The sequence below is a fragment of the Bacillaceae bacterium S4-13-56 genome (genome assembly GCA_040191315.1).
Lineage (GTDB): Bacteria > Bacillota > Bacilli > Bacillales > JAWJLM01 > JAWJLM01.
Genome location: JAWJLM010000039.1, coordinates 1 through 25200, shown reverse-complemented (window position 1 = coordinate 25200; position 25200 = coordinate 1). Strand labels below are relative to the sequence as shown.

29 protein-coding genes and 5 pseudogenes are annotated in these 25200 nt (G+C 35.7%); 24 read left to right on the top strand and 10 right to left on the bottom strand.

Annotation, left to right across the window (positions count from 1 at the left end):
• The first annotated feature begins 40 nt into the window (after positions 1–40).
• Both RZN25_11420 and RZN25_11415 read left to right on the top strand, forming a co-directional pair.
• A pseudogene (locus RZN25_11420) lies at positions 41–372 on the top strand (DUF771 domain-containing protein).
• Between the two features lie 192 nt (positions 373–564).
• Positions 565–741 (top strand): hypothetical protein, encoded by a 177-nt coding sequence (locus RZN25_11415; GenBank protein MEQ6377426.1) that lies wholly within the window; start codon positions 565–567, stop codon positions 739–741.
• Between the two features lie 153 nt (positions 742–894).
• Here RZN25_11415 and RZN25_11410 read toward each other — a convergent pair whose 3' ends face one another.
• Entirely contained in the window at positions 895–1470 is a 576-nt protein-coding gene (locus tag RZN25_11410) for a hypothetical protein (GenBank protein MEQ6377425.1), read from the bottom strand.
• Positions 1471–1876: 406 nt separating this feature from the next.
• Between RZN25_11410 and RZN25_11405 the strand changes: the two are divergent.
• Positions 1877–1978, top strand: a pseudogene (locus RZN25_11405) (hypothetical protein).
• Between the two features lie 69 nt (positions 1979–2047).
• On the opposite strand, the gene RZN25_11400 reads toward RZN25_11405, so the two are convergent.
• The 6 genes from RZN25_11400 to RZN25_11375 all read right to left on the bottom strand — a co-directional run bounded on the left by RZN25_11400 (position 2048) and on the right by RZN25_11375 (position 4891).
• Positions 2048–2233 carry a tyrosine-type recombinase/integrase gene (locus RZN25_11400; protein MEQ6377424.1) on the bottom strand — a complete coding sequence of 62 codons (186 nt, stop codon included), beginning with the start codon at positions 2231–2233 and terminating at the stop codon, positions 2048–2050.
• A gap of 40 nt (positions 2234–2273) precedes the next feature.
• Positions 2274–2429: a hypothetical protein gene (locus RZN25_11395; GenBank protein MEQ6377423.1), complete on the bottom strand. Its 156-nt coding sequence runs from the start codon at positions 2427–2429 to the stop codon at positions 2274–2276.
• A 209-nt stretch (positions 2430–2638) separates the two neighbouring features.
• Complete coding sequence (locus tag RZN25_11390; protein MEQ6377422.1) at positions 2639–3229, bottom strand: hypothetical protein; 591 nt, start codon at positions 3227–3229, stop codon at positions 2639–2641.
• Positions 3230–3240: 11 nt separating this feature from the next.
• Positions 3241–3558, bottom strand: coding sequence for an ImmA/IrrE family metallo-endopeptidase (locus RZN25_11385; GenBank protein MEQ6377421.1), 318 nt, complete (start codon positions 3556–3558; stop codon positions 3241–3243).
• A gap of 238 nt (positions 3559–3796) precedes the next feature.
• On the bottom strand, positions 3797–4483 hold the full coding sequence (locus tag RZN25_11380) for a hypothetical protein (GenBank protein ID MEQ6377420.1): 687 nt from the start codon (positions 4481–4483) through the stop codon (positions 3797–3799).
• Positions 4484–4501: 18 nt separating this feature from the next.
• Entirely contained in the window at positions 4502–4891 is a 390-nt protein-coding gene (locus RZN25_11375; protein MEQ6377419.1) for a helix-turn-helix transcriptional regulator, read from the bottom strand.
• 1341 nt (positions 4892–6232) lie between these two features.
• Between RZN25_11375 and RZN25_11370 the strand changes: the two genes are divergently transcribed.
• The 3 genes and pseudogenes from RZN25_11370 (at position 6233) to RZN25_11360 (ending at position 7439) form a co-directional block, all read left to right on the top strand.
• The gene (locus tag RZN25_11370) at positions 6233–6373 is read left to right on the top strand and encodes a hypothetical protein (protein ID MEQ6377418.1); all 141 of its coding nucleotides are present in this window, start codon (positions 6233–6235) and stop codon (positions 6371–6373) included.
• A 324-nt stretch (positions 6374–6697) separates the two neighbouring features.
• Positions 6698–7068: pseudogene (locus tag RZN25_11365) on the top strand (IS1595 family transposase).
• Between the two features lie 71 nt (positions 7069–7139).
• Positions 7140–7439, top strand: coding sequence for a hypothetical protein (locus tag RZN25_11360; protein ID MEQ6377417.1), 300 nt, complete (start codon positions 7140–7142; stop codon positions 7437–7439).
• Positions 7440–8126: 687 nt separating this feature from the next.
• On the opposite strand, the gene RZN25_11355 is transcribed toward RZN25_11360, so the two are convergent.
• A complete protein-coding gene (locus RZN25_11355; protein MEQ6377416.1) occupies positions 8127–8687 on the bottom strand; it encodes a hypothetical protein in 561 nt (186 codons plus the stop codon).
• 299 nt (positions 8688–8986) lie between these two features.
• Here RZN25_11355 and RZN25_11350 point away from each other — a divergent pair, with 299 nt between their 5' ends.
• From RZN25_11350 to RZN25_11335, 4 genes are all read left to right on the top strand, one after another.
• Positions 8987–9595, top strand: a complete 609-nt coding sequence (locus RZN25_11350) for a leucine-rich repeat domain-containing protein (GenBank protein MEQ6377415.1) — start codon at positions 8987–8989, stop codon at positions 9593–9595.
• Positions 9596–9676: 81 nt separating this feature from the next.
• Positions 9677–9937, top strand: a complete 261-nt coding sequence (locus tag RZN25_11345; protein MEQ6377414.1) for a hypothetical protein — start codon at positions 9677–9679, stop codon at positions 9935–9937.
• Between the two features lie 8 nt (positions 9938–9945).
• Positions 9946–10317 (top strand): retropepsin-like aspartic protease, encoded by a 372-nt coding sequence (locus RZN25_11340; protein ID MEQ6377413.1) that lies wholly within the window; start codon positions 9946–9948, stop codon positions 10315–10317.
• A gap of 571 nt (positions 10318–10888) precedes the next feature.
• Positions 10889–12121, top strand: coding sequence for a Fic family protein (locus RZN25_11335; GenBank protein ID MEQ6377412.1), 1233 nt, complete (start codon positions 10889–10891; stop codon positions 12119–12121).
• 13 nt (positions 12122–12134) lie between these two features.
• Here RZN25_11335 and RZN25_11330 read toward each other — a convergent pair.
• Both RZN25_11330 and RZN25_11325 read right to left on the bottom strand, forming a co-directional pair.
• A pseudogene (locus tag RZN25_11330) lies at positions 12135–12227 on the bottom strand (transposase).
• 62 nt (positions 12228–12289) lie between these two features.
• Positions 12290–13105, bottom strand: a complete 816-nt coding sequence (locus RZN25_11325) for a cobalamin-binding protein (protein MEQ6377411.1) — start codon at positions 13103–13105, stop codon at positions 12290–12292.
• A gap of 465 nt (positions 13106–13570) precedes the next feature.
• On the opposite strand from RZN25_11325, the gene RZN25_11320 reads away from it, so the two are divergent.
• The 14 genes and pseudogenes from RZN25_11320 to RZN25_11255 all read left to right on the top strand — a co-directional run bounded on the left by RZN25_11320 (position 13571) and on the right by RZN25_11255 (position 24590).
• Positions 13571–13882, top strand: a complete 312-nt coding sequence (locus RZN25_11320) for a hypothetical protein (protein MEQ6377410.1) — start codon at positions 13571–13573, stop codon at positions 13880–13882.
• Positions 13879–14427 carry a hydrogenase small subunit gene (locus RZN25_11315; protein MEQ6377409.1) on the top strand — a complete coding sequence of 183 codons (549 nt, stop codon included), beginning with the start codon at positions 13879–13881 and terminating at the stop codon, positions 14425–14427. The genes RZN25_11320 and RZN25_11315 overlap by 4 nt, the downstream gene beginning before the upstream one ends.
• 218 nt (positions 14428–14645) lie before the next feature.
• Positions 14646–15758: a carbohydrate kinase gene (locus RZN25_11310; GenBank protein MEQ6377408.1), complete on the top strand. Its 1113-nt coding sequence runs from the start codon at positions 14646–14648 to the stop codon at positions 15756–15758.
• Positions 15751–16674 carry a pseudouridine-5'-phosphate glycosidase gene (locus RZN25_11305; GenBank protein ID MEQ6377407.1) on the top strand — a complete coding sequence of 308 codons (924 nt, stop codon included), beginning with the start codon at positions 15751–15753 and terminating at the stop codon, positions 16672–16674. The genes RZN25_11310 and RZN25_11305 overlap by 8 nt, the downstream gene beginning before the upstream one ends.
• Before the next feature lie 164 nt (positions 16675–16838).
• Positions 16839–17645: a VanW family protein gene (locus RZN25_11300; GenBank protein ID MEQ6377406.1), complete on the top strand. Its 807-nt coding sequence runs from the start codon at positions 16839–16841 to the stop codon at positions 17643–17645.
• Between the two features lie 250 nt (positions 17646–17895).
• Positions 17896–18549, top strand: coding sequence for an ABC transporter permease (locus tag RZN25_11295; protein MEQ6377405.1), 654 nt, complete (start codon positions 17896–17898; stop codon positions 18547–18549).
• Positions 18550–18564: 15 nt separating this feature from the next.
• A complete protein-coding gene (locus RZN25_11290) occupies positions 18565–19452 on the top strand; it encodes a glycine betaine ABC transporter substrate-binding protein (GenBank protein ID MEQ6377404.1) in 888 nt (295 codons plus the stop codon).
• Positions 19453–19471: 19 nt separating this feature from the next.
• Entirely contained in the window at positions 19472–20242 is a 771-nt protein-coding gene (locus tag RZN25_11285; protein MEQ6377403.1) for an ABC transporter ATP-binding protein, read from the top strand.
• On the top strand, positions 20239–20856 hold the full coding sequence (locus tag RZN25_11280) for an ABC transporter permease (protein MEQ6377402.1): 618 nt from the start codon (positions 20239–20241) through the stop codon (positions 20854–20856). Before RZN25_11285 ends, RZN25_11280 begins: the two co-directional genes overlap by 4 nt.
• 932 nt (positions 20857–21788) lie before the next feature.
• Positions 21789–22196 (top strand): annotated as a pseudogene (locus RZN25_11275) (DUF302 domain-containing protein).
• Between the two features lie 15 nt (positions 22197–22211).
• Positions 22212–22529: a rhodanese-like domain-containing protein gene (locus RZN25_11270; protein MEQ6377401.1), complete on the top strand. Its 318-nt coding sequence runs from the start codon at positions 22212–22214 to the stop codon at positions 22527–22529.
• A gap of 12 nt (positions 22530–22541) precedes the next feature.
• A complete protein-coding gene (locus RZN25_11265) occupies positions 22542–23111 on the top strand; it encodes a class I SAM-dependent methyltransferase (GenBank protein ID MEQ6377400.1) in 570 nt (189 codons plus the stop codon).
• Between the two features lie 212 nt (positions 23112–23323).
• On the top strand, positions 23324–23455 hold the full coding sequence (locus RZN25_11260) for a hypothetical protein (protein ID MEQ6377399.1): 132 nt from the start codon (positions 23324–23326) through the stop codon (positions 23453–23455).
• Positions 23456–23684: 229 nt separating this feature from the next.
• Positions 23685–24590, top strand: a complete 906-nt coding sequence (locus tag RZN25_11255; GenBank protein ID MEQ6377398.1) for a nuclease-related domain-containing protein — start codon at positions 23685–23687, stop codon at positions 24588–24590.
• Positions 24591–25200: the final 610 nt, after the last annotated feature.

Sequence of the window (25200 nt, the reverse complement as noted above, 5' to 3'; positions counted from 1 at the left end):
GTTTGTTTTGGTTTTAAATAAAAGATGAGGGAGAGAGTGTGTGCAAAAATTAAAAGCAGAAGTAGTGATTATTCCAGAAGATATGGTGCTTGTTACAAAAGTAGAATAAGAAGAAATGAAACAAAATGAATTGTCAGGTGTTTATTGGTCGATGAAGGATCTTGAAGAACAAGTGAACAAGAAGTCAGAGTGGATAAAAGAGAATATTCTCTACCCGTCAAGATTTCGTAAAACTCTTAATTCAGTGAACGGCGGGGCGGTTTTGTGTTTTATCCAAAGTCAAAGGGACAAACTTGGTCTTTTCAGGCACCAAAGATGGCTGGATGTCTGGATGGGAATTTTCATCATATTTTCGAAACGAGGAATGAATAGGTATTTTCCTTTTGTATGCAATTTGCATACAAATGATTAATTGCATACATTTTGTATGCATACTGTACACACCCTAAATAAATAGTGAGGAATAAATTTGGAATCTTGCTTTCACTTATTTGATTTACGAGCCTATTCAGGCATTGTATAGTCTATTACTGCATAGTATATAACTATAAAGGAGGGGGTATTGTGGTAAAGGCATTCGTTGATTTTAAGAGAGGTAATAGTAGGGGTTTGACATTGGAAATCCCATTCACTCCAATGATTGGAATGCAAATACAATATGGTAATATGAAAATGGAAATTTTAGAAGTCATTTGGAGTATAGATGAGGAAGCATTTCAACTCCGCTGCCAAACAGTTTGAAACTAAATTTCCAAATGATAAGCATTACTGGTCCAACACCATTAATACATATTAGTAAAGATCTTGCATATAATAGAATAGAAAAAGAACGCCTTCAAAAGAAGGCGTCAAGAAAAGAATAAGACAAAGTATACCATTCTGTGCCTAGAATGGTTATTTTTTTTGTTCAATCCACCCATCAATATCATCCTGTGTAATCCGTCTTTGTTTTTTTAACTGGTCAATTACGTTACGGGCATCTTTGGGATGGATTTTAAAGTTCGTATCACCCGGTCTTGGACGTATGTCTAAATCTACATCTTTAAAACTTACTCCTGGAAAACATGGTCCAACTATCCAATCAACGTCGAATTGATAAGGCCATCTATCCCCATGGACGGTCTTCATAGCAGAAGAAACTTCACCATAACCAATGATACGTTTGACAGGATGTGTTAAATAAATAAATACTTTTGTACCAGGTTTTACCTTGTTTGCAAGTGGCTGTTTATTCTTTGGAAATCCAATGCCGGGATTATCAATAGATTTGAGTATGACATCTGGATAACCTAGTTTCACGTTCCATAATCCAACTTGATTCCGACTGACATTTTTAATTTTGGCTGACTTGGTTTGTTTAATTGTATTTTGAATCTGCTGCATTTGTTGCTTAATTTGATTTTGTTCTTCGGTTAACAAATCCAGCTTTTGATCCAGTTTTGTCAGAATATCCAATACATCGCTTCCCATCATTTTTCCCTCCTTTCATTTCAAAATGTGTTGCCTACTTTCATCTATATGATCAGAAAAATAAGTTATTCATGTAAGTTTAAAAAATGTTAATTTTATGCACCTTTGAGTATTTTACTTAAGTATTTGTTAGTAAAGACATTCCTTTTGTTCAACGTAAAAAAACAGATAAAAGTGTGTTCTCTCAAGATAAGCAAAGGTGTGGCAATTTCCTTGTGATTATAAATGTGATCTAATAAGCCAGTCATGATGCGTCTTTAGACATGATATGAGACATGAGAGGAACACCACTTCACAAAAAGCTACCACTACTTTATAATGAATTTGTATAAATCATTTTGAGAAGTAGTCTAATTGAGACGAAACGTTGATAGGACTACGATAAAGTCAAGGAGCACTACTTCCGTTCCTAACTACTGAAGCAGTAGTTGCTGATCTACCAGAAGAAGATAATGGTGGCGGCATGCCTGACATGGGTGGCATGGGCGGAATGGGCGGCATGATGTAAAAAACCACCCATAAATGTTGATTTATCAATGTTTATGCGCTCTTAATTGATGAAAAAAACGTAAAAATGTCACAAAAAAGTTATTGAAAAGTTATGTTCTGAAAGGGCGTTTTCGTACAAAGTTCTTACTTTGGCGGAAACGTCCTTTTTCATCTTTTTTGTAACATGTGTATAGATCTTCATCGTTGTTTTTATATCATTATGGCCTACCTTCTCCATTATCGTAGCCAGGTCTACGCCAGCTTCTGTTAACATGCTAATATGCGTATGTCTAAAAATATGAGGAGTAGCTTTTTTAGTGATATCTGTATATTCTAACTAATAATCGAGTCATTCTTGTACCAATGTTTTTTTGAATAAACGGCCATCCCGTGGATCTGCAAAACACAAAATCTTCATCATGTTCTACCTGGTCACGATACTTCATTTTCACCTTTATTTCTTTTTCCATCGTGATTGTCCTTATAGATCCTTCTGTCTTAGGTGGAGTGAGCTCGTATTTTCACATGTTATTATCTTCATTGTAGAGTGTTTTTGTTATTCTAATCTCGTTTGTCTCAAAATTTATGTCAGACCATTTTAAAGCGCATAACTCCCCTGAACGCATTCCGGAAAAAGCTAATAAATAGAAATCTTTCTAAGTCTAAGTCAAGACCATGTTCACGTACTGCCTTTAAAAAATTGTTCTACTTCTTCACGTTCTAGGTACTCTTCTTCAATCTGATCCGTTTCGATCTCTTCAACAGTACGACGTTTTTTAGGTATTACGACTCCTTCAGCTGGATTTTCTTTAATGATTCTATCTTTTATGGCCTGCCTAAAAATCATACCAGCTGTCGTGTTGACTCCCTGAACTGAAGTTCTAGCATAATCAGGTGCAATTTCATTTAATATTCGTTGATACTGAAGGTGAGAGACATTGGCAATAGGAGTCTTTGCGATATATCGATTTAAAATTTTTACTTCTTTTTCTCGTATTCTAACCGTACTTCGCTTTACTCCTGTTAATGTGTACACTTCTAACCAATGTTGAGCTGCCATTTCAAAGGTTACTTTCTTTCCTATACTTTCGTCTATCTTATCTTCCTCTAATAACCGAAGGGCTTGTTCAACCCTCTTTTTTGCTTCTCTTTGAGTATTACCCCTTCTTTTAATTTGTTTTCTTTTACCAGTAGCAGGATTTGGAGGTCCGTCTGCAATACACTCCCATCGAACTTGACCACTTTTGGTTTTTACTTTTTTACAGTGCATATCAAAGCCTCCTAAACAGTTAATTGATATTTTCGGATATACATTTCTAATTTTTTGTAAGCAAATTCATATTCCACACGAAAAGCTTCTGAAATTATCAGAGTAGATCTGTGCATTGTAGATTCTAGTTTAATCTTTTCTAGCAATGTTGGTAAACATAGGTGATACATAAAACTATTATCCTGCCATTCCTTTAGTTGATAAAAGGAATAGGGCAAATCTTCTTGTCTACCAACGTGCCTTAAAACATGACACAGTTCATGAGCAAAATCTTGCCATTCCTGTTGCTTGGTTAAATTTTCATTTAGAAAGATAATGTGCCGATTCATTCTCTTGGCAGACTCGCTTTGAAACTCCCAGTAGTCCGCTTTTATACCAATTCGACTAGAAACATTCTTCAAATTAAGTTCGCTTGGATTATTAATGGATAAATAAGGATTCTTTTTATATAGTCCTCTAAAGCAGAATACAAAGCTTACCTCCCTTAATTACAGAACAAATGTTCGATATAAATGTTAAAAAGAAGGTGTACCCTAATGTACACCTGATCTTTTTTATAGAATAAAACTATTTTTGTATGCTTAAATCTTGTAAGGTTAAATATTGCCCTTCTGAAACAGTAATGTAAGTGTCTGCTTGGACGTTCTCGTTTGTCACAATGCTTCCTAGCTGATGACTGCTATCTGAACTTACTTCCAAATAACCCATACCTAATGATGAATTTGGGTCCAAAAGAACTTTGTATTCCCCTGCTGGAATATCTTGTCCTACTTTATACATGCCATCTTCATATAATCCGTCTTCAGGAATAACAGATGGTGCAGATCCTACTGGATACATGTGTCCACCTTGAAGTTTGAAGTATTGGCCATCCTTAACAGTTACATAAGCATGAGCTTCACCCATTAAATTCAAATTAAAAATAATACTGTCCAGACTTCCTGTACTATCTGATGCACTTTCTACATATGCCATTCCATCAGAAAATACCAAATACTCTCCTGCTGGTAAATCAGTGCCAACTTTGTATGTACCAGATTCTATTTTTTCACTGTCTTCTGCAGGTTCTTCTGCATCTGCAACACCATTTGTTTCATTGTTAGATTCTTCATTAGTTGATGCATTTTCATTCTCATTATTAGTAGCATTGTCTGTTTCTTCTCCACCACCTGATGCAGCTCCAATAATAATTAAAACCACGATCACCCAAACCCACCATTTTTTATAAAACGGTTTCTTTACTTTTTCGGACATCTCTTATCTCCCCTTAAATTAGTTTATATGTTGTATGCTAGTTGTCATCTTCATTAAATGCTTCCCAAATTTTACGTAATCTTCGAAGATCTTCTTCATTATTTTTAGGAAGCTCTTGTACCATCTTTCAAGGTCTGGATCATTTTTAAAAGCCTCAAATTCTTCTTCAGTCATTTCTGGGTTTGCAGATCTACCAAGCAAGTAATCTGTTGTAACATCTAAAACAGTTGCGATTTTACCTAACTCATAATCCTTAATAGGTCTTTCTCCAGATTCTAATCTATTCATGACACTAGGATTTAAATCAACTCTTTTTGGTAATTCTCGTTGATTCCAGCTCTTATTTTTCCATGTTTCTAAAACGGAAATATAAAAATTTTTGGAATATTGGTGCCTGACCCCCGACATGGTAAAGCTTCACCGTATCGGGGGTCTTTTTTAATAGGAACACGAATGGTGGGCACGAATTAATTTTGATGGGAAAGGTAATAACCCTGTATTAGAAACAGGTGGCCTTGGATCAAAGGAATTAAAAGAGTTCGAAGCGTGGCTAAAAGAACGCGGATGGTGGTACAAAGTAAAAGAAAGATAAGTGATTTAAATAAAATAAAAATCTATTAATTTGCGGTGGTATGGCAGACCACTTCTGTAGGTGCGGAAAAACCTGCTGGGAATAATCAGGCCAAACAACAGCCCCCACCTTTATTGGCAGGGGCTGTTTTAAAAGGTCACATTATTTTTTTTCCTGTCTACTTTTTCGGAATAACCAAACAACCAAAACTACTATCAAAATGAAAATAATTAAGGTGATATTTCCTGTTCCTAAGATAATAAGTCATCCCTCCATTTTTAATATTCTGCCGAGGTAGTTAAAGTATCACCAGCGACCGTCGACGTTAATCTAATACCTAAGCTTGCAGCAGAGTTAAATAAGTTAGCAGTCCCTGTATATTCTGCCCAGGTGCTACCCCAATCGAAATTTCTGTTGCTTTCGGTATAGCCGAATAAGTTAACGTCTACGCCGTAAGCGTTTGTTATGGTTGAATATATCCTATTCCGATAAATATCTATATAATATTCCATGTTTACTGACCCAGAAGTAACATAAATTCTCCAAGTCGAGTTATCAAGCGAAATATTATAGTTGTTAACAATGTCAGAATCTGATGGATGGTTGGCTGACAAGTTTGGTCCTGAAATATCAGAGGTGAGTAATTTTGGACTAGAGAGGATTTTAGATCTTTCTTGATCATCTTCAATAAAAACAGGTTCAGCACCGAAAGTTACCTTTTCGCCATTGTCTGCTATAAATGTTGATTCCCGTCCTTTAAAAGTAGAAAGGTCTATGGAGTCGAAAATCTTGGAGTCAAAATCACTATTTGTAGAAGCAAAGACTCCTGATGTGGAGAAAATAAGTACAGCGAGTCCAACTAACTACAAGGTTAATACTTTTTTAATACTCAATAGAAAAACTCCTTCTAAAAATTATAGTAACACACTGTGAAATTAATACTACCCTCCTTAAAATCTATTAAAATATCACCTCAATAAGTTAAATAATATAATTATAGGTAAATACTGTCAACAGCTAATTTAAGAATATTTAATAAATTTTGGAAAAATGGTTCTTTAGGACTAATTAGATTTCTCTATTTAAATATCTTCCCAAATAAACAAGAAACTGGTGAACCGAAGGAAATTAACGCCGGAAGTTATATAGTTGGAAATGACTAGCAGTATATTAAATATATGGTAAGTCCAATAGGGGAAGGAAAAAAATTAGTGGTAAGAGATCCATGTGGAACCGATGTGGTAAACATTAATTTAGCAAATGTTGAGAGCTATGATGTAGAGTTAGAAGTTGGTTATACTATAGAAACTGACCAATAAAGTTAACTCCAGTTAAATAGTAGCATTTTATGAAAATACCTCCTTCTTGCTGAGGGGTATTTGAAATATGTATGAGAGAAGCGAATTTAATTTACCATCCACCTTGACCTTGACACTTAAGTAAATTAATCTTCGGCAGCCAGGTATATCATATTTAGGTTTTACTGGTAAAAGAAGAGTGAGGTGATTGGGGTGGAGTATATAAAGAAGTGCAAAGAATTTAGAAAATACAGCACGATTACATTGCCATTAAAGTGGAGAAGATAACTAGACTTTCATACCTGCACCCAACTTGCCCTTAAATTCTGGTAACAGTGACGCCCCGATGAAGCTATCGGACATAAACTTTCAAATGAAAATGTTTTTGCACCGATTCTTGGCGTGCCTTTAAAACATATGCTGCTGAAAAAGGGATGGATATTTATCAATTCAAGTCTGATGGTAAGGTTCGTACAAAGGGACTATACCATATCCAGAATGTTAACAATTATCACCGTAGACTTAAAGGCTGGATACAACGTTTTAATGGAGTTGCAACTAAATATCTGAACAATTACCTTGCTTGGTTTCAAGTGTTAGAATCCATTCAACATCAAAGGAATACTGTTACTATGAATGACTTGATGATTAAAGGGAATCTAATACAAAATATGGAAACACATGATACACTTAGGTTATCAAAATTCACGATATAGGCAGTAATGTTTAACAAGGATTTCACTAAATTATGGTTAAATTAGGTCACAAAGGATGTGAGAAATTACGAATGAGGACGATATTAGAACTTCTACGAATAATTATTATCTTTAACCTACTTGGTGGATTGGGATGGGCAATTATAGGAAACATTTACACAATCAATGAGAAGGTTGAATCTTATTCGTGGCTTGGTGCAATAGCAATTTTATTACTATTATTCGTTTTGTATAGGAATAAGTTACAATTCTCAGGTTGGTATAAAGGGAAAGGCAGATTAAAACTTCCAAAGTTTGTTTCGTTAACACTAATTTTGAGTTCAATAATACTCTTATTGTTACCTTTTGTATTAGGTACCTTGTTAAGTTAACAGTGGCGTTAGTTAACAAGTAAATACTACAAAAACAAAACTTCCATAAATTAGGAAGTTTTGTTTTTGTAAGTAATATCAACATTAAACTTTAACAGAGCCAAATAATAAAATAATTTAATCGCTGGCAGGCGAAATTAAATTCATTGTGTGTGTAACGCTTGTCTTGCGCTACATGAATGACTAACCTATGAAAGTATTAATTAGTAATGAGGAAGATATTTTCACCAAATAATCCGATTACCCAAAAAATAACAAATGCGGTTCAAAAAAGTAAATTAATAACCGATCAAATAGTGTATTAAAAAAATCACATCCCGTTTTTGGGATGTGATTTTTATGTATTGATTTTCTCTATGATTAAGTTAAAAAAAGAACTTAAACACACCGAATATCAATAAAGTGAATAACACCTGAATCATAACTAATAGCGCATACCCTTTATTAGGATTTTTTTGTTGGTTTTTTTGATAATATTTGATTACCAGGTACTCGTTTGAAAAGCAAGTAATATTAACGAGTAATAAAAATAAAATTGTTATGATTAAGGCATTGTCATAAGATAAAAAAGAGGTTGAAAAAAGAATAAGCGAAATAACAAGAAAAATGTAAGAGTATCGAAAATTCTTAGGTGTTATGGTCATATCTCACAAACTCCTTTACATGAATAGTAATAAACCATTGATGTTATTCACAAGCTATCGAAGCTATTCCGTATACGGTTGAAACAAGAAGTGGAACGATTACTGCTGCTGGTCCAGTGATACCCAAAAGATAAGTAGCGGCAGAATAAGAACCGCTATGGATTAACCCTATAGCTGTAAGGGCATCACCACAACTAAAGCCCATTGTAGAGACTCCATCTTGTTGCCCATTCATATTGTCTTTCATTTCTTGTGCGATGTTATCAGCCGTTTCCGTTACTACATTGTCACCGTCTGCCATATAACGATTAAATTTATTGATGCTTGATTGTAATTGTCCAAGGTTAAGTGAAGTGTCTACGTTTTTAAGTTTATGCGCTAATTCATTTTTATTGACGATTTTAATTTGTTTGTTTCCTTCTGAATCTGTGTAATTCTCTAGGTGATTAGAGACAGTTTGCAACAATACTATTTGCTCTTGTGTTAAGTTGCTTTTATTTGTTTTTTTAGAAGGTGACACTTGGGCTGATACTGAACTTCCAACTATTCCGACGAATAATACAGTGGCCATAAATACAAAGGTAAACTTTTTCCATATCTTCATCTTACAATATCCTCGTAATAGTTTTCTAGTTTAGAATAAATAAACATCGTGATCGAAAAACGCAACTTCCCCCATAGACCACCACCAATAAAAGTTAATTTGCTGATAATTGTCTTTTATGTAGGTCTATTTTTATAATAACAAATAATCCTTTAGACTAAGTTGGGAAAAATCGACTTATTCCGACAGTAAATGATAAAAATAACTAGGGGAATTTCAATAAACTTTCCTGATTTGAGGAAAGTTTTTAGTTATACTCGAATGTATATCCATAAAAAGAGCGGAGAGTGGACCTTTTGATGATAGATTTTATAACGACGGATGAAAGTCATTTCCATTTCGATGAATTCCGGCGGGAAATCATTGATTACTATGGAGCAGAAAAGAATGTGGTGATTCCGTTTCGCATTGACGGAATGGAGGTCGTATCGATTGGGCCGGATGCGTTTTGGAATAAGGGACTAACGTCGCTCGTTCTTCCGCCGACGTTATCGGTTATCGGATTTTACGCGTTCGCTTTTAATCAGTTAAAAGACGTCCGCATTCCGGAGAATGTTGCCCTTATCGAAGACGGTGCGTTTATGCACAACAAGCTGGAGAGCTTGAAGATAGGGAAAAATCTTTTTACGATTCCGCATGCGGCATTTTGTCACAATAACCTGTCCAAGCTGGTTCTGCCGGAGAATGCGCAAGACATTCAATCGGATGCATTTGGCAGTAATCCCCTGACAGAGATTGTGTTCGAAGGGGCGCCCACGTTTATCCATCGTCATGCGTTCAACCTCGGGACAGAAGAAATGACCCATGTTCAAGTCGGGGGACCACAAGCGAGCAACCTGCGTTCACTTCTTGACCACCATGCCAAACACATTGACAACTTCCGATTGTTATCAGAGCGTGACCAATAGTTAAATAAGCCATTAGGTTTCTTAATATCAAAAAATGATATAATCAATATAAAATTAAGAATGAACCGGAGGCGCATATGTATGAAATGGTCTGAAGTACGCGAACATTTTCCAGAACGTTGTGTCTTAGTAGAAGCATTAAAATCAGAAACAAGAGGAAAAGAAAGAATCATCGAGGAAATGTCAGTAATTGATGACTTTGAAAACGGCAATGCAGCATGGAAAGTCTATAAAAAGCTACATGCGGAAAATCAAAGTCGTGAATTATATATTTTTCACACGAATAACGAAGATATAAAGGTAATTGAGCAGCCATATATAGGAGTGCGGAGAAGAGTATGAGATTTCATATGGATGACCACTTACCTCTAGTATCTGTTGAGATTGAATACAATGGCAATAAAAAGACGTTCAATAACGTGTTACTTGATACAGGCTGCTCTTCAACCATTTTAGATACAAACCTATGTGAAGAGATCGGGCTGATGCTTGATTTAGAAAATGCCGTTACACGAAAAATGTACGGAATTGGCGGCACAGAAATTTGTATAGAACAAAAAGTGATCGGCATGACGATAGATAAGTTCCAACTCGATAATTTCACTATGCAGCTCGGTGATGTCAGAGAAATGCATGGATTTGACGGGATCATCGGCAGTGATTTTTTTCTGGCAAATAAATTAATCATTGACTTTGAAAATATGGAAGTCAGAAAAAACTAGTTTAAGGTAAACACTACTACAACTCTATATCCAAGTATAAGTGGAGTATCCCCGGTATGAGAATAAGAGCATTAAACTTTCCGCTGAACTTGCTAACATTTTGCTAACGCAATCTCAAAAAAAGGTGAATCCCCGTTAAAGATGTTACAACACTCTAAACTCACGGGCGGCGTGATGTGAGTTTAGGAAGCGGCCTGCCCAGGCGAGAGCGACTAGCCCTTGTAGATAGACTGCCCCCAACCCTTGATATATAAGAGGATTGAATTAATTTGCTAACAAAAAGTGCTAACATTAGGTAAATAAAAAGACTACTCATTAGTTGTTAAAACTAATGAGTAGTCTTTTTCCATTTCCTGATGTCAAAGGTGAGATATACTTCATTCTTAACTTTTATTGCATTACAAGAAAGTTTAAAGTATTTTTTATTAGACTAATTCAAATAATTTTTTTGAATAATTTGACTTTATTTATAATAAAAATTAAAAAATACATAAATTTATTGCAAAATATATATATGTAGTTATATAATTTTAAAAAATGACGATAATTTAAAACAAGAGAGGTGAAAATTATGGAATATGAAAAATTAACAAAAATTTTCTATAGAGAAGGTAATGAATATTATAAGAATGAAATAGATAAAAGAAAAAATAGTTACGGTAGCTATTTAACCCCTTTAAAAATTAGAGGGTTTAGAAAAGGGGAAAGAATTAATGAATCCTGCGAATTGTTTTATGTAAATACTCATAAACTAATGTCTTTGAATAACAAAGTATTGATAAATAGTTCAAAGATTTCTTCATTAATTAGTAAGCTTCCTAATTTTGTTGTAGAACCCTATTTCCATAAACTAATTGTTAATGAAGCACAAAGTAATAATGAAATAGAAGGTATTCGTAGTACCAAGAAGGAATTAAAAGAAGTATTAGATGATTTAGTAAGATCAGACAAAAAATGCAAAAGGTTTAAAGGGCTAATGAAAACCTACTTGTATATTGATAAAATTAAACCATTTACAGAAATATCTGATTTTAGAATGTTGTATGATGATTTAGTTTCAGATGAAATTGATAAAGATGATGAACCTGATGGGGAATTATTTAGAAAAGGGTATGTAGAGATAAATGATGGAACAAAAACAACCCATATAGGTATTAGTACTGAAGTCGAAATTATTGGGTCACTAAATGCTTTAATCAATTATCTTGATGATGAACAACATGCAGAACTATACCGGTACATGGTTGCACATTATTATTATGAGTATATACATCCCTTTTATGATGGAAATGGAAGGACAGGACGTTTATTAGTGTGTAGTTACTTATCTAGATATTTGGAGAGATATTCAGCTATTACTTTTTCATATGCGGTCAATAAGAATAAATCTAAGTATTATAAAGCTCTTGAAGAAATCCCATCTCCTTTAAATAAAGGTGAAATGACCTTTTATATAATAGATATGCTAGAGTTACTTTCCTCGGGTCAAGAAGGAATTATTGAAGACTTGGAAATAAACTTGTCAAAAATAGAAAGAATTAAAGAATCATTTAAAAGTGATACTTGGAATGAGAGAAAAGAGGAAGCGGAATTATTGCGAATAATGACGCACCTATGTGTATTTGTTAATGATGAAGCACATTTTCCTGTAATTAAGCTGATGGAAATTTCTAATAAATCAAGGTATAAAGTAAATCAAATAATGAGTAACCTAGAAGATAAAGGATATGTTAAAGTTGTTAAACAAAGGCCCAAAGAATATAAAGTGACTGACGAATTTTTGGAAAGTATATTGGTTATCTAAGTAATATTATGTATTCCTGTGATAAAAATATAATGTGCTGGAAATCGATCTCTTCATAGATTTCTAGAAAAAAGAGAAGCACAAATTCTTCGAAAAACGTTGAGATTAGTAAGTCTGGTGCCTGACCCTCGGTGCAGTAAAGTTTTAACGTGTTGGGGTCAGGCCCTTTTAATCTAATAAAGGGTCTCTATGATCATCAAATTCAGGATATAAATTTGGATGTAGAAGACTGGCAATTTTACTAAGACCTAGTAAAAGTCGAGGGGAGGGCCTACAAAACAATGGTTCGTCTAAAATATATAACTGATTGTTTTTAATAGCATTCATAGATTCCCAGTTTGGACGTTTAAGAATTACCTTAGGATTTACTTTTTCTTTTTGTACACCAACCCAAACTACACAAATGATATCAGGATTCCTATTTCTTACATCATCCCAATCTGTTTTTACACTTGCTTTTTCGTTATCTTGAAAAATATTAATCCCACCAGCTAGTTCGCTTATTTCTGTTAGCCAATTATTTGCACCTGGTGTAAAAACAGGCTTTGCCCACCACTCCCAATAAAGGGTTTTAAGCTTTGTTACTTGTTTACTTAACGTCCGATATTGTTCAAGTTTATTAGTATATATTTCATGTACTATTTTTGCCTGTTCAAGTGTGTTCGTTGCCTTACCTAGAAATAATAAACATTCCCCAACTTCCGTTAATGTCTTAGGATTAGGGACGATAATAAATGGTATTTTCCGTTTTTCCAACTCTTCAATATTTCTTTCCATCCCAGGAACAGACAGAGATGCTATCACTAGATCCGGTTGTAAATCTTCAACTTTGTCCATGTTTATGTTTAAATCAGGACCAAGCTTAGGTAGTTTATTTACTTCATCGGGCCAATCAGAAAAATCATCCACTCCTACTAATGAAGAAGTTAAACCTAGGTATGCTAATAATTCTGTGTTACTAGGACAAATAGATACTAGTTTCAACGTTAGCACTCCTTAAACTTTTAGATTATCTTACTAAATCTCTTGGTTATTATTTTAACTTATATTCGAAAAGAATCATATTATTCAAGAATGGGTCGGGTAAATGAGATACAAAGTCTTGCTGGAAGTGCCTTATCCCCAGTGCAGTAAAGTTTTAATTTGGTGGGGCTCTTTTGATTGGATGGGGTAAAGACGTGGGACTAAATGGTTCTACTGTCACCATTGATACCTTAGGGGCCTCAGCTCGTTTGGTTGCCTATTGAACAAGATAAAGAGATATAAATTTTTTTATATACTATATATGAGTAAAGACTGCTGCACGGGATTTTTAAAATGATTGATAAGAATGTGGTGAATAAAGTTTCAACGGAGAAGTGGAGCCTATTATAGAGTATTGTAACTTCGTTAGGCTTTTATATTTTGATAATTCTTGTGAAGTGTTGAACAATAAGGAGGGGTAGAACAATGTCATCAACGTATAATTGGTTAGATGCAATTAATTCAAATGAAGAAATGCTAAATCAACTCAAAAGTCGTTTACCTGTTATATGGATCAGTGCATTAGATTGTACAGGGTGCAAAGAAGCCTTTATTCGTTCATTTGAGCCATCATCACTGGATACTATTCTTAATTTTATATCTTTAGAATACAGTGAACTTCTTTCCGCTGCCAGTGGTTTTCAGGTAGAGCAACATAAAGAAACCATCTATGAAAAGTATAAGGATCAGTACGTGTTGGCAGTATATGGGGAATTCCCAGTAGCGATGATTTTTTGAGTATTGGCGGAAAATCCGTGAGAGAAGAGATTATTCATGCAGCTAGACATGCAAAGGCAGTTATTGCGTTTGGAAGCTGTTCAGCATGGGGTGGAATTCCTGCTGCTGGTTCAAATCCTACCAATTCCGTCGATGTTAGATCTATTATTCCTGAGGATGTGCCGGTTGCCTTAGTGCCAAGGTGCCCTCCTATACCGGAAGTAATTATCGGTACCTTGTTGCACATTCATTTTCATGGTGAATTACCAGAACTAGATAAAAAATTCCGGCCAAAAATGTTCTATCAAACGACTGTCCATGCGACCTGCCACCGTAAACCTTATTTCGATCAAAAATTATTTGTGGAATCTTATAATTCGGAAGAAGCCCAAAAAGGCTATTGTCTATTTAAATTAGGTTGTAAAGGACCAACAGCTTTTAGTGCTTGTGAATCACTAGGTCAGGAACGCTGTATAGTTGCTGAATTCTGCTGTATCGGCTGTTCAGAGAAAGGATTTTGGGATAAGGGATTTCAGCCTAAGAAGAAAAAGATGGTTCAGCGATAGAATATGAAATAGTAGGAAATATAAAAAGCACCCACTAGGGTGTTTTTTTTTATGATGATAAAAGAAAACCAAAGTTTCTCATGTTTAGAAGCCTTCCCTTTAACGCACATTATCCATAGAGCATTTTTAATTTGACTTTTAAGAGGAACAGGTACATAATAAACATAAGTTTAAAATATAAACATTAGTCCTTAAACTTAAAGGGGGTGCCCTATACAATGGATAATCTTAATAGCAAAGAACAACTTGTCCTAAAGTTGATCACAGAAAATCCCTTTATATCACAGCAAGAGTTAGCCGAGATCGTTCAATTATCAAGATCTGCTGTTGCCAATATTATTTCTGGATTAGTTAAGAAAAAATATGTACTAGGTAAGGCTTATGTTTTAAATGACATTCATCCCGTCATTTGTATTGGGGGAGCTAATATCGATCGAAAATTTTATGCGAAGGATGACTTGATTCCTGGAACCTCCAATCCAGTAACCTCCTCCATCACAGTTGGTGGGGTAGCAAGAAATATCGCTGAGAATTTGGGACGGTTGGGTGAAGAGGTTATTTTATTTTCTGCTAGTGGAAATGACTCGGGGTGGAAGGAAATCTATGATTTGTCCTCTCCTTTTATGAACTTAGATTTTGTTACCCAATTTGATGGTTTATCAACAGGTTCTTATACAGCTGTTTTGAATAAGAACGGGGACTTATATACAGCATTTGCTGATATGGACATTTACGAGAAGATTACCCCCTCCTTATTAATGAAAAACAGTACAACCTTACAAAAGGCTAAGTGTATTGTCGTAGATTTAAACGTTCCTAAGGAAACCGTTGAATTTTTGTCTTCTTTTACTAACAAACATGGTATTCCGTTAGTGATTGTACCGGTTTCCTCTCCTAAAATGGATCGGCTACCGAAAGCATTACATGAGGTGACCTGGCTAATCCTAAATAAAGATGAAACAGAGACGTATTTCAATACAACATTGAATAATCAAGAGGAAATAATCGAAGCGGCTCAAGAATGGCTAGAGCTTGGTGTTAAAAATGTAATTATAACAAACGGGGCCAAAGGAGTGGTCGCTGGTGATGACAGTGGAAAAATTCGATATTTTAAAGCTGTGGAGACACCAACGGTAGTTGATGTGACCGGTGCAGGTGATGCCTTTTGTTCAGCTGTGATCCATTCCTGGTTAAACAAAAAAGAATTAGATTATGTGGTGACTTCCGGTTTGGTAAATGGGCACAAAACGATTTTATCGAATTACACGGTGAGACAAGACTTATCAGAAGCTAAATTAAAACATGATGTGGAGGAATTTTTACATGAATAAATATTTGGAGTTATCAAAAGAAGTTCAACAGGCAAAAGAACAAGGAAAACCAATTGTTGCGTTAGAATCTACGATTATCTCTCATGGGATGCCCTATCCTCAAAACGTAAAAACAGCAAGAGAAGTAGAACAAATTGTTCGTGACAACGGAGCAGTGCCTGCGACAATTGCGATCATAGATGGAAAAATTAAAATTGGTTTATCAGACGAAGAATTGGAATTGTTTGGAAAAAGTACAGACGTTGCCAAAGTATCGAGACGTGATTTAGCAGAAATCGTGGCAACTAAGAGATTAGGAGCCACCACAGTAGCTACTACCATGATCTGTGCCGAAATGGCTGGAATTCATGTGTTTGTTACTGGTGGTATCGGTGGTGTACATCGTGGTGTGGAAGAAACGATGGATATTTCAGCAGACCTAGAAGAACTTGCTAAGACGAATGTAGCGGTTATCTGTGCTGGCGCCAAGTCTATTTTAGATTTGCCAAGAACTTTAGAGTACCTGGAGACAAAAGGCGTACCTGTTATTGGTTATGGTACTGAATATTTGCCTGCGTTTTTCACAAGATCCAGCGAGCATAAATTAAACTCCTCTACCGATTCTGTGGAGAACATTGCCAACACATTAATTGCAAAGTGGGAATTGAGTTTAAATGGTGGAGTAGTCATCGCCAATCCAATCCCAGAGGAAAGCGCCATGAATGAGGATTATATCAATGGTATTATCAATCAAGCCATCAAAGAAGCGGAAGAGAATCATATTTTCGGAAAAGATAGCACTCCATTCCTTTTGAAGAGAGTGAATGAACTGACGGAAGGGAAAAGTCTAGTAGCCAATATTGCATTAGTAAAAAATAATGCAAAGGTTGGAACGCAAATTGCAGTAAGCTATAACCAAAAATCAAAAAATCAATAGAGAAAAGCTCCTTGATGCCTACTGTATGGTTATCTAAAACTATATAGGGGTATCTTTTTTTATAACTTAACCGAAAATTCTTTCAACGGTAAGTGAAGTTTTCTGATAATATATTGGTATGAACCAAGCAACTTCAATATATAAGTGTGAAAGGTTGGATCGATATGAGATTGAGTGAAATTCATCCGATTTTCTATCACACCAGGATAAGGCAAAAACGGCTTTTTCGTTCGATTATTGATTTAAAAAATGAAAATAAATTTGCAGATGCTTTTGTTAGCGACACTTTGCCTTTTGCGGTAAAAAAACATCAATCGCTGCTTCGCAGAAAATTAGGGAATAGCGACCCTCAGCTCCAAGAAAATAAAATCACAAACCTCAAAATTGCTTCTGATACGATTGATGGAGTTATGATTTACCCTGGACAAACCTTTTCATTTTGGCATTTAGTTGGAAAGACAACGAAAGAAAAGGGATACATAGAGGGGATGCAGTTATCAAGAGGAGAAGTCAAAACAGGGATTGGTGGTGGTATTTGTCAATTGGCAAACCTGCTATTTTGGATGGCATTACACACCCCGCTAGAAATCATAGAAAGACATCATCATAGCTTTGACCCATTCCCGGATTCAGGTAGAGTACTTCCCTTTGGTAGCGGGGCAAGTGTTTTTTATAATTATATAGACTTAAGGTTTTATAATCCCACCAACCAAGCTTTTCAGATAAAGGTTTGGCTTACAGACAAGCATCTCAAGGGTGCTATTTATACGGATGAAGACTGGCCTTATTCCTACCATATCGAAGAAAAAAACCATAAGTTTCTTAAAGAAAATGGTAAAAACTATCGACAGAATGAAATCTGGAGAAAGATAGTTAATAAAAAAACAGGAAATTACATTAAAGAAGAGCTCCTGCTTAAAAATCATTCGGAGGTAAAGTATGAAATATCTGAAACTATAACATATTACTAATGATGTTTTAAATTTGGAAATGGCAGAAGATCTAAAAATTATAAAAAGAGACTTTCTCTAAGACTGAATTCAAGGATAAGTCTCTTTTTTTGTCTTTTTTCTACTTAAACCTTTAAAATGGAATGGATACACAGTTTTAAACCATTGATTAGGATACCTTCGTAAGCAGGGATAGTCTCATATATGTTATGACTTTCCAATAATTCACTAGTAGAAATGATAGGTAAATCATAGAAGAGAGGAGATACATTTGGACAATAACATTTGGTTTCAAATTACGGATTATTTTCATAATAACCAAGACTCTTTTTTATTAGCAGTAAGAGAACATTTAGAAGTTAGTATAATCTCTTTGATCATAGCTGTTATCATTGGAGTTTTCAGTGGATACATAAGCATAAAATTCAAAAAGCTAGAGAATCGAATTGTATCTATTTTTCAAGTGCTAAGAGTTATACCGAGTTTAGCTCTGTTACTTTTGCTCATTCCAATCATGGGAACGGGTGTAAGGCCCGCCATAATTGCTTTAGTTGTTTTGGCTATTCCACCTATTCTAATGAATACAGTTGTGGGAATAAAAGAAGTTCCCGATTTTATGATTGAGTCTGCCTATGGAATGGGAATGACAGAAAAGCAAGTGTTATGGAAGGTTAAGTTCCCCTTAGCCATGCCATTAATTTTTACTGGAATTAAAACGGCGATGATAGAGATCATTGCTAGTGCCACCTTGGCTGCGAAAATTGGGGCTGGAGGACTTGGAGAAATTATATTCACTGGGCTAGGTTTAAACAGGACTGATTTACTTTTAATTGGAGGTATTTCGGTAGGGATTTTAACGATTTTAACTACTCTTATTCTTGATGTCATTAACAGAAGTGTATTGAGATACAAATACGTAAAATAACAGGAGGAATTAATAATGAGAAAAATAGTGATGATAGGAATGGTTGGACTAACGTTAATTTTAAGTTTGGTTGCATGTAGTGGTTCTGGTAACGATGAAGATACCATTCGTGTAGGCTCCAAAGATTTTACAGAGAATTTAATTGTAGCAGAATTATATTCGCTAGCTCTTGAAGATGCCGGGTATGATGTAGAAAGGATTTTTAATATAGCTGGTTCTGTCATTCATACATCCATTACAAGTGATGAAATTGACCTTTACCCAGAGTATACAGGAACAGGCTTATTATCTATTTTACAAATGGGCTTACTTACAGATCCGGAAGAAGTATATAGCACAGTAAAAGAAGAGTATGATAATCAATTCGATATTACGTGGTTAGATTATGCTGAGGCAAATGATGGTCAAGGGCTAGTTATCCGAACAGAAGCATCAGAAGAACTAGGTATTACAACCATTTCAGATCTTCAAAAACATGCGGAGGGACTTCGATTTGCTTCTCAGGGCGAATTTGATCAAAGAGAAGATGGAATTCCGGCTCTCGAAAAGACGTATGGTGAATTCAACTGGAAATCCTCAAAGGTTTACGATAATGGATTAAAATATGAAGTATTAAAGAATGATGAAGCGGATGTAACACCAGCGTATACGACGGAAGGGCAGTTGGTAAATACAGATCTCTTTACTTTATTAGAGGATGACAAGCAAGTATGGCCACCGTATAATCTGGCTCCTGTTGTTCGAAATGAAGTGCTAGAAGCAAATCCTGAGATCGCTGATGTAATTAACGAGGTAAGTGCAGCATTGGATACGGCAACCATTACAGAATTGAACGCTAAAGTAGATGTAGACAAAGAGGAATATGAAGAAGTAGCAAAAGAGTACTACGAATCAATCCAATAAGTTGGTTCAGGAGGTTACGATGACTCAAACGGCGATTGAAATTAGTCATGTCAGTAAAAAATTTAAAAATTCTCAATATCATGCAGTGGATGACGTTAGCCTTTCCGTAGAAGAAGGAGCATTTATCACCATACTAGGTTCGTCAGGGTCAGGGAAAACAACTTTGTTAAAGATGATCAACAAGCTATATGAACCTACTCATGGGACTATTAAGTTGTTTGAGGAAGATATTGCAAATGTTGATTCTGTTACATTACGAAGGAAAATTGGATATGTCATTCAACAGATTGGTTTATTTCCCCATATGACGATTGCTGATAATATGGCAACCGTCCCTAAATTATTGAAATGGGATAAAAAGGCCATTGAGGAAAGAGTATCGGAACTGTTAGAGCTGGTGGGTTTAGAGCCCCGTGATTTTATGGGGAGGTATCCATCCCAGTTATCAGGAGGCCAGCAACAAAGAGTGGGGTTGGCGAGAGCACTGGCCGTTGACCCAAAGATTATGTTATTGGATGAACCTTTAGGGGCTGTTGATGCAATCACTCGTGTGAATCTTCAAGAGGAATTATTACGAATCCACGGTGGTTTGAAAAAAACATTTTTACTAGTCACACATGATATTAACGAGGCCTTTAAACTTGGAGATAAAGTAGTGATTATGAATAATGGTAAAGTAAGTCAATTCGACACTCCTAAAAATATCGTGAGAAATCCAGCAGATGAATTTGTCTCTTCCCTTATAGAATCATCCAGAAATCAAGAAAAACTCTGGGAGGGATTAGAGTGATAGATTATGCAACTAGTTACCCGGAGAAGCTGTTGTATCCATTATTAGAGCACATTGAAATGTTAATCATCACCCTAGTGCTCTCTCTTCTTTTGGCATCTGCTTTAACTATAATATCTATCTACTCGAGAGCATTATCTAAAGTATTAGTCTATGCTTCATCCGTTATTTATTCGATTTCAAGCCTAGCTATGTTTGCTTTATTAATACCATTAACAGGACTTGGAAAAACAACCGCAATCATCGTATTGGTCGTGTATAATCAATACTTGCTCTTACGTAACTTTACGGAAGGCCTAAATGAAGTAGATCCGGCAATAGTTGAAGCGGCAACGGGTCTTGGGATGAGTAAGCTGCAATTGCTTTTTAAAATTAAAATCCCTTTATCCAAAAAAGCCATATTTACAGGTGTGCGACTTGCTGTTGTTTCTACCATAGGGATTGCAACGATTGCGGCCTTCATCAATGCTGGCGGTCTAGGTAGTATTTTATTTGACGGACTACGGACAATGAACACAGTAAAAATCGTGTGGGGAAGTATTTTAGCAGCAGGTTTAGCAATCGTGACTAATGCGATTTTAAGTAAAATAGAACAGAGGATGAAAACATTTTAGATAAAACATGTTAGGAAAGAGCTCCTCATTAATTTTGAGGAGTCTTTCCTACCAATCTTACCTGAAAAATATTAAAAGCAATCGCAAATGGAAGGCAATCAAGTTTTTCGTGGGAGATAGATTTTATCAATTTAAAATACACAGTAGTATAGGCATAGCCATTCTAGGAACCATCATCCGATGCCTTAAAGATGTTCGCTCATAAAAGCACAGTGAAAATGAAGCATGGTCTTTGGAGTTTTTTTGGTTAGTATCAGAATTTATAAGTTGTTAGATGATTTTTCTAGCTCCAGCGAAAAAGCTTCATCGAGCGATCTTCGAAGTTGCCTCGAGTAATCGCGCTAAGGAAAGCTACTATAGACCTTCTTCGCAGAAACAAGTGATTTTCTTGTTTCGAAGGGCGCTTGCGCTTTTCTTATGCAGATAAGAAATCATTATGGCTCGCTTTGCGGAGCCACCATCTACCATGAAAATGGATTCCTAATCAAACAAGGAGGATAAATCTTGTTCATCTTTGGGAATACCTTTAATAACAATATGACCAGGTCGAAATATACATTGGTGGATCCTGAAAAAGGATACCCTGCATAAGAAAAGGGTTGTGACGGTATAGAAGTACCATCTATTGTGACTTGATCACGTATACAAAAGTTTTGCAGGGTCTGTTTTCATACAAAAGTATAAAAATTTCCTATCTGCATAAGTGCAACTAAGGCATTCGCAAATGCCAAGTTTTCTAAATACAAAATGTATCCTTTAGCCAATATAGAGGATCTGGATTATATGGAAAGGAAGAAAAAAGAACTTTTTTAAGGAACGCATTAATGGAGTGAACCTGAAATTATCGTATGACACGATTTCATTAAGAGATACTAATTAGGAGAATTCAGGATAGCGATCTGGTGATGAGAATTGATGAAAGAGGAGTAAAAATGAATTTCGACTTTACGATGGAAACATCTAAGAGTCTGAGGAGCGCAATAACAAGCTTAGAGGAAAATTTAAAACAGGAGAAATTCGGTATTTTGTGGAGCTTTGATAATTAAAAGAAAAGGGTTTAGACTTTGATTAAGATTTTAAAGTTCTTGAAGTTCTTGAAGTTCTTGAAGTCCTTAAAGTTCTTGAAGTTCTTGAAGTTTGCAACCCACAGGAGGCTAAAAGGGGTACTAATTGAATATTTGATGGTGGGATACTTTTTACTTTGTAAAATGGTTGTCTATAATGAGCAGTTCAAACAAAAATAGGAATGTCTAAACCAACAGCTTTTATTAGCATGGTTGAAATGATGAATTAAAGATATTGAAGACCGCTTAGCTGGTTGTATTAGGAAAAGCGTATAAAAGGGGTGGGTACTCATGGAGAATTCAGGTGTAAAAGAAATCCAACCGAAAGACGTTCTTAACTATGTTTCAGAAGATCCGAAAATGAGAAATATAATTGATGTTCGTGAATATGAAGAGGTAGAACAAGGGAAAATACCTGCTGCAAACCATATCCCTTTAGGAGAATTAGAAAATCGCCTTCATGAAATTGATAAAGAAAAAGAGCATATTCTAGTGTGTCGATCCGGAAACCGAAGTGGAATGGCTGCACGATTTTTGAAGAGTCGAGGATATAAAGTGAAAAACATGGTAGGCGGAATGCTAGAATGGAAAGATGAAATAGAAAAATAGGAGGTTAGCGAAGTGACAGGCCATCGTTTTAAGCCAGAAAAGGCAGAAAAACTGCTTGATCCAAAGAGAACGAAATTAATTTTACCAGAAAAAGTTATAGAATATCTTGATATACAAGAAAATGATGTTGTGGCAGATTTGGGGGCTGGGAATGGTTTTTTAACCATACCATTGGCCCAAAAAAACAAAGCTGACGTGTTTGCGGTGGACATTGAACCTAAGATGTTAGATCTATTGAAGGAAAGAGCACAAACGGAAAAGCTAAATAATATTCATTATATAGTCAGCGATTTAGAAGATATAAAAATGGATTCAGCCCAAGTTAATAAGACAGTAATTGCTTTTGTCATGCACGAGATCCCAAATTTGGAAAAAGCATTAAGTGAATTTAAGAGAATCACCAAATCTGGTGGTCGAATACTTATTATTGATTGGGAGGCGATTGAATCTGAAGTAGGCCCTCCTCTTCATGAAAGAATCTCATCCGCTAAGATGGAATCCTTTTTGAAAGAAAAAGGGTTTAGTACAAAGGTGTATAAGCCTAATGAATCCGTTTATGCCATAAGCTGTGATCTACTATAGCTGCGGTCAAAAAGTTTCTCTTTTATCGAAAAAACCTCACGGTGAAATCTAGTGCACAAAGGTACGTCATGCACAAGAAAACATAGGGGCATTACAATTCAGATTAACAGATGATGTATGAATGCCATCGATAAAATTTCGAGGAAGTAGCAAGGTTTTAGAATAAATTAGTTTCTTAGAGGAATGTTATAGCTAAAAAGGACTGAGCTGTAATGAAAGGTAAGGAAGAACTTGCCCATTTGTCAAAAGAGGATTTAAAGAAGATTTCTGACCTTGAAAAAGAAATTGGCGTTGTGCTTCTAGCCCTTGAAGACGATGAGGATGTTCCTGAGAAAACAGAATAGGATTGTATGACCTCAACTTGGCTGTGGGCGGGTTGAGGTTTTTGATTCTTTGTGACCTCCTTTTAAACTTGCCACAGAATCGTCACTTCTGTTATTTTATTGAGCATTGGCCAAGTTGTATAATTTGAATATATTACCATCCTCTTTTGCTCCCCGATGTAACACTTCCCTGCCTAGAAAGTCATCCTCAAGTTATTTTTTAAAATGAAAAAAAGAAAGGTTGTGTTCGATGCTATTAAAAGAACGAACGGAATCAGATGAATTAAAAACATTGAGATCTCTGAATACCCGCATGGATTTATCAGACAAAGATAAAGTGCATTATTACAGTCTCGAGAAAGGATATGCGGGAGAACTTTTATTTGACAAGCATCTAGAGAGTCTCCAAGAAGACTGCTATATTATTAGTGACTTGTTGCTGGAGTTACATGGATCATATTTTCAAATCGACTCCCTAGTCATTTCTCAGGGGATCCTCCACTTATTTGATACAAAAAATTTTCAAGGAGACTTTTGCCTCGATTCGGACAAGCTGTATTCACTTACCACAAATCGAGAATATAAAAACCCTGTGGACCAGTTAAAAAGGTGTGAAAGTTTAACACGTCAATTATTGCAAAGTTTGAAACAACATTACTCCATACAAGCTGAAATAGTGTTCGTTAACCCTGAATTTACCCTATATCAAGCCCCTATGAACCTTCCCATCATATTTCCAACCCAAATCAATCGTTTGATTAATGACTTAAATAGCAAACCCTCAGTTCTCGGAGAAAAAGATAAAAAACTCGCAAATCAACTAATCTCTTTACACCAAACCAAGAACCCCTTTGCCAAAATCTCCACATACACCTATGACCAATTGCAGAAAGGCGTAACTTGTGGGGAGTGTAGGAGTTTTTTGGTGAAAATTAAGGATCGAAAATGCATGTGTGAAAAATGTGGTTATGAGGAATTTGTTTCTGAGGCAGTAATTAGGTCGGTAAACGAAATAAAACTTTTGTTTCCTAATAAAAAGATAACAAATAATCTGGTCTATGATTGGTGTAAAATTGTACCTCATAGAAGAGTTGGTCAAATACTGGGAAGACATTACAAAGTTAATGGAGTACGTCAATGGGCGTATTATGAATAAGTGTATTTTTTAGGGCTTTATCCAAGTGATAAAGCCCTTTTTTAATTTAAACTGCTATCTATGGTGTTCATGGTAGAGATGAAGCGCATAACTAGAGCTGGTGGATGGAGTTATGGTGTTCATGGTGAAGATGAAGCACATAACTAGAGCAGGTGAGTGGAGTTATGGTGTTCATGGTAGTGATGAAGCGCATAACTAGAGCGGGTGAGTGGAGTTATGGTGTTCAAGGTGAAGATGAAGCGCATAACTAGAGCAAGCGAATGGAGTTATGGTGTTCATGGTGGAGATGAAGCACATAACTAGAGCAAGCGAATGGAGTTATGGTGTTCATGGTAGTGATGAAGCGCATAACTAGAGCGGGTGAGTGGAGTTATGGTGTTCAAGGTGGAGATGAAGCACATAACTGGAGCGGGTGAGTGGAGTTATGGTGTTCAAGGTGGAGATGAAGCACATAACTGGAGCGGGTGGATGGAGTTATGGTGATCATGGTGGAGATGAAGCACATAACTAGAGCGGGTGGATGGAGTTATGGTGATCATGGTGGAGATGAAGCACAAAACTAGAGCAAGCGAATGGAGTTATGGTGTTCAAGGTGGAGATGAAGCACATA